6 protein-coding genes are annotated in these 3,804 nt (G+C 70.3%); 3 read left to right on the top strand and 3 right to left on the bottom strand.

Annotated features, from left to right (window positions below; all coding sequences use genetic code 11):
• Positions 1-38 precede the first annotated feature (38 nt).
• Positions 39-473: an ester cyclase gene (locus VNN10_15725; protein ID HXH23468.1), complete on the top strand. Its 435-nt coding sequence runs from the start codon at positions 39-41 to the stop codon at positions 471-473.
• Here the strand turns inward: VNN10_15725 and VNN10_15720 are convergent.
• Complete coding sequence (locus tag VNN10_15720; GenBank protein HXH23467.1) at positions 470-1,750, bottom strand: MFS transporter; 1,281 nt, start codon at positions 1,748-1,750, stop codon at positions 470-472. The two genes, VNN10_15725 and VNN10_15720, sit on opposite strands and share 4 nt — an antisense overlap.
• 150 nt (positions 1,751-1,900) lie before the next feature.
• Between VNN10_15720 and VNN10_15715 the strand changes: the two genes are divergently transcribed.
• Positions 1,901-2,098 (top strand): hypothetical protein, encoded by a 198-nt coding sequence (locus tag VNN10_15715; GenBank protein ID HXH23466.1) that lies wholly within the window; start codon positions 1,901-1,903, stop codon positions 2,096-2,098.
• On the opposite strand, the gene VNN10_15710 is transcribed toward VNN10_15715, so the two are convergent.
• Positions 2,095-2,430: a helix-turn-helix domain-containing protein gene (locus VNN10_15710; protein HXH23465.1), complete on the bottom strand. Its 336-nt coding sequence runs from the start codon at positions 2,428-2,430 to the stop codon at positions 2,095-2,097. The two genes, VNN10_15715 and VNN10_15710, sit on opposite strands and share 4 nt — an antisense overlap.
• Positions 2,431-2,476: 46 nt before the next feature.
• Between VNN10_15710 and VNN10_15705 the strand changes: the two genes are divergently transcribed.
• Positions 2,477-3,430 carry an ROK family protein gene (locus tag VNN10_15705; protein HXH23464.1) on the top strand — a complete coding sequence of 318 codons (954 nt, stop codon included), beginning with the start codon at positions 2,477-2,479 and terminating at the stop codon, positions 3,428-3,430.
• 182 nt (positions 3,431-3,612) lie between these two features.
• Here VNN10_15705 and VNN10_15700 read toward each other — a convergent pair.
• Positions 3,613-3,804: hypothetical protein (locus tag VNN10_15700; protein HXH23463.1), on the bottom strand; the 192-nt coding region annotated here is incomplete at its 5' end.

Raw genomic sequence — 3,804 nt, 5'->3', positions numbered from 1 at the left:
GCTTACGCTTAGCCCCCACTACCGAAAGGAGGCGAGAAATGTCAGACGCCAACAAGAAGGTCGTGCTCGCCATCGAGGAGGCCTGGAACGCCAACCGGCTCGACCAGCTCGATGCCTACTTCGCGCCCGACTTCGTGCAGCACAGCGGCCCTCCCGCTCAGTTGGGCTCCGGCCTGGCCGCCGCCAAGGTCGCGCACCAGATGTCGCTGCAGGCCTTCCCCGACCGCAAGACCAGCGTCGAAGACATCGTCGCCGGCGACGACCAGGTCGCGGTCCGCGTGAGGATGACAGGCACTAACAAGGGCGGCGTGCCCTGGCTTGGCGTCCCTGCTAACGACAGGCCCGTCGACGTGCAGTGGGTCAGCATCTACAAGTTGCGCGACGGCAAGGTCGTCGAGCACCGCGCCGTCATGGACGTCCTCGGGATGATGCAACAACTCGGCGCCATCCCGGCGCCCGGGGCCGGCCGCTAGCCTTCCCGCCCTCTTGTCGCGCCCGGAGCCGGGCCGGGGTCCAGCGCGGGTTCTCGTAGCCAGGCGAACAGCGCCAGGGCCATCGCGGCCATGATCGCCGCGAGCACGACGAACCCGAGGTCCAGCGAGACCGCGGCGAACAGCGCTGCGCCCATCGGCCCGGCGACGAAGGCGACTGCCTGGGCGCTGCCCGCCCAGCCGAAGGCGGTGCCCCGCCGCGATCGCGGCGCGTTGCCGGCGATGAGGCCGTTGGTCGCCGGGATCATGGCCGCTTGCAGGAGCGAGATCAGCACGAAGACGGCCACGAAGGCCGGCACCGAGGGCGCGGCGGCGAGAAGCAGATAGGCCGCCGCTCCCGCCAGGCAGGCCAGCGCCAGCGACTGCCGGAGCCGCCCCGGCCGGAATATTCCGGGCGCAATGAACAGCACGCTGACGGCGCTCGCCAGGCCGCCGAGCGTGAAGGCGAGGCCCGTGACCCCCCGGACGTCGCCGTCCCGGAGCAGATGCAGCCCTATCGGTGTCGCCAGCCGGACAAGCTGGGTCATCGAGAAAACGACGAAGAACAGCAGGATCGCGAGCGCCAGCTGCGCCGACGGCCGGAACGGCTCCAGGGACTGCCGGGCGGCCACCTCCGGCCCGCGGCCGGCCCGGGCAAGGTCGTTCGGCGCCAGGAGTAGCACGATGGTGCCGGCGATCGACGGCAGTAAGGCGGCGCAGAAGATCGCCCCCCGGAAGCCGAAGAGCGAGGCCAGCACCGCCCCTACCGCGGGCCCGACCGTCGTGCCGGTGTACTGGGCGCCGGTCACCATGCTCAGGCTGCGGTTGAGGCGCTCTTCCGGCACCGTCACGCTGACTAGCGCCACGGCCGCAGGGATAAAGCCGGAGAACAGCCCCTGGAAGGCAAGCGCGATCGACATCTGCCACGGCTCACCGACCACCGCCGCGATCACGGTCGTCGGCGTGGCCAGATAGAGCGCGCGCAGGAACATCAGCTTGCGGCCCATGCGGTCGGAGAGGACTCCCCACAGCGGCCCCGTGGCAATTCGGGCGATGCCCTGCACCGTAGTCGCCACCGCCACCCAGAAGAGCGCGTTCGCCTCACTCGAAGCCCCCACCTGGAGCATGTAGAGGGGCATGAACGGGTACCAGAAGTTGAAGGAAAGGCTACCTATGCCGCAGGCAAGGGCGATGCTGAGGGTGGCGCGGGCGGCCGGCCCGTCGTGCTGGGCCGGCGCCGCGCCCGCTAGCGATTTCTGGCCCTCATCGACGAGGCTCACGCTCGTCGCATCCTAACAGGCCCGCCCCGGGACCGCCGCCCGCAAACTCAATCCTTACGTAAAGGTGAACCCTTTTTCCATAGACGAGGGCCGGCGCTTTGTCTACGCTCGTCTCGTAAGCACGCGTCCAGCGAGAGGAGGTTTCTCCAGATGGCGTTGCTTTCGCGCATACTCGGGAAGAAGAAGGAGGCGCCCATTGAGGCGCCACCCTGCCCGCACAAGGCGCTGGTGCCCCGCTGGGACAACCCGGCCGACATGGGCAAGAAGGACCTCGTCGCTAGCTACACCTGCAGCGCCTGCGGCAGCGTGTTCAGCCGCGAAGAAGGAGCGGCGCTGCTCGGCGACTAGTCAGAGCCCTCAGGCCGGCCTGCTGGCGCGTCTCCCCTCATCAGCGCGACGAAGTCGGCGACGCGGATGTGAGTCATCGTCGGGTGTATGAACCGGGCGTCATCCGCGATGCGGTAGTAGTTCCGCCGTCCGCGCCGTTCGACTTCGAGGAGGCCGCTCTCCGACAGGTCCTTGACCACGGCCACCACCCTGCGCTGGGTAAGCCCCAGCGCCTCCGAGATCTCCCGGATCGTCTTGTCGCGGTTCGCGCCGATATAGGTAAGCACGAGGCCGTGGCTCGTAACGAGTAGCCATGAGGGCTTCTGGCGTTGGCTGGTCCCGTCCCTCCCCATGCGCGCGCATTATAGCGTGGCCGGTCACGGCAGATAGAATGGCCGCATGCGCGGCGAAGGCCTCATCGGAGCGATCGACCTCGGCGGCACCAAAATCCTGAGCATCGTGGCCGGCGAAGACATGCGGGTCGTCGGTCGAGACCAGCGTCCGACCGGCGCCGACGACGGCCCCGAGTCCGTCCTGGAGCGCATGGTCGAGTCGCTGCGCGCCGCCGCCGCTGGACGGCCCCTGCGCGCCATCGGCGTCTCGACACCCGGGCCTTGCGACGTCGAGCGCGGCATGGTCACCAACGCGCCGAACCTGCCCGGTTGGCGCGAGATACCCCTGGCCCGCCGCATGAGCGAGGCCTTCGGCCTTCCCGCCTGGATCGAGAATGACGCCAACGCCGCCGCCATCGCTGAGCACCGTCTCGGGAGCGGCCGCGGCAAGTCCCACCTCGTGCTCGTGGCCCTCGGCACCGGCATCGGCGGCGGCCTAATCATCGACGGCCGCATTTACCACGGCGCCTCCGGGGCCGCCGGCGAGATCGGCCACATGCAGCTCGTGCCAGGTGGCCCGCCCTGCGGCTGCGGCCGCTACGGCTGCCTCGAAGCCCTGGCCTCGGGCAGCGCTCTGGCGAGGACGGCCGCCGCGCTCGTCGACCTCTTCCCGCACAGCGTCCTCGGGCGCATCAGCCGTGAGGAGGGCACGCCGCCCTCAGCCCTGACGCTCGAGACCGCGGCTGCCCGGGGCGACCCTCATGCCCGCCACGCCATCCACCAGGCCGGCCTCTATCTCGGCGCCGGGCTCACCAACCTGGTGGACATCTTCAACCCCGAAGTAGTCGCCATCTCGGGTAACCTGCGCAAGCTCGATGGCTACCTAAGCACCGCGATCGACGTCGTGCGGCGGGAGGCCTTTCGCCAGGCGGCCAGGGACGCGCGCATCGTCGAGACCGAGCTCGGCGACGATGCCGCCGCGCTCGGCGCCGCCCTGGTCGCACTGGACCGCCTCTCCTGACTCAAGCAGCCCCGCGACACCCGCTCGAGTCGCCCCGCCGTAGGGGCGCAGCAGCGCCGCGCCCGCCACCTCCCGCTAACCACCCAGGCCCCGCGCGCCCGCACCGCCCGGCCCGCTACACGCAGCCCGGCTACAGACGTCCCTCTCGGGCAATCGCGGGTCCTTGCCCTCCGACGGCGAGCCTAACGCCTCCGCCGAGGGACCCGCGGCGTCGTGGGCGGAGCCGGGCGCACGGGGCCGAGCGGCCGCACGACAGGCTCGAGCACCTCCACGTACCGCGCGATGCGTAAGCCGGCCTCAATCGCCAGGTCCTCGCTCAGTGAGGCCGCCGGGAGCGTCTCGTGCAGGCGCGTCCAGCGTTCCGTCCACTCCTC

This window comes from Dehalococcoidia bacterium, assembly GCA_035574915.1.
In the GTDB taxonomy this organism is placed as follows: domain Bacteria; phylum Chloroflexota; class Dehalococcoidia; order DSTF01; family WHTK01; genus DATLYJ01.
The sequence above is the reverse complement of the archived record's forward strand: the minus strand, read 5'-3'. Positions and strand labels throughout refer to the sequence as shown.

Coding starts and splice junctions, on each gene's coding strand:
- VNN10_15725 (HXH23468.1), top strand. CDS start 39: ATGTCAGACGCCAACAAGAAGGTCGTGCTCGCCATCGAGGAGGCCTGG.
- VNN10_15715 (HXH23466.1), top strand. CDS start 1,901: ATGGCGTTGCTTTCGCGCATACTCGGGAAGAAGAAGGAGGCGCCCATT.
- VNN10_15710 (HXH23465.1), bottom strand. CDS start 2,430: ATGGGGAGGGACGGGACCAGCCAACGCCAGAAGCCCTCATGGCTACTC.
- VNN10_15705 (HXH23464.1), top strand. CDS start 2,477: ATGCGCGGCGAAGGCCTCATCGGAGCGATCGACCTCGGCGGCACCAAA.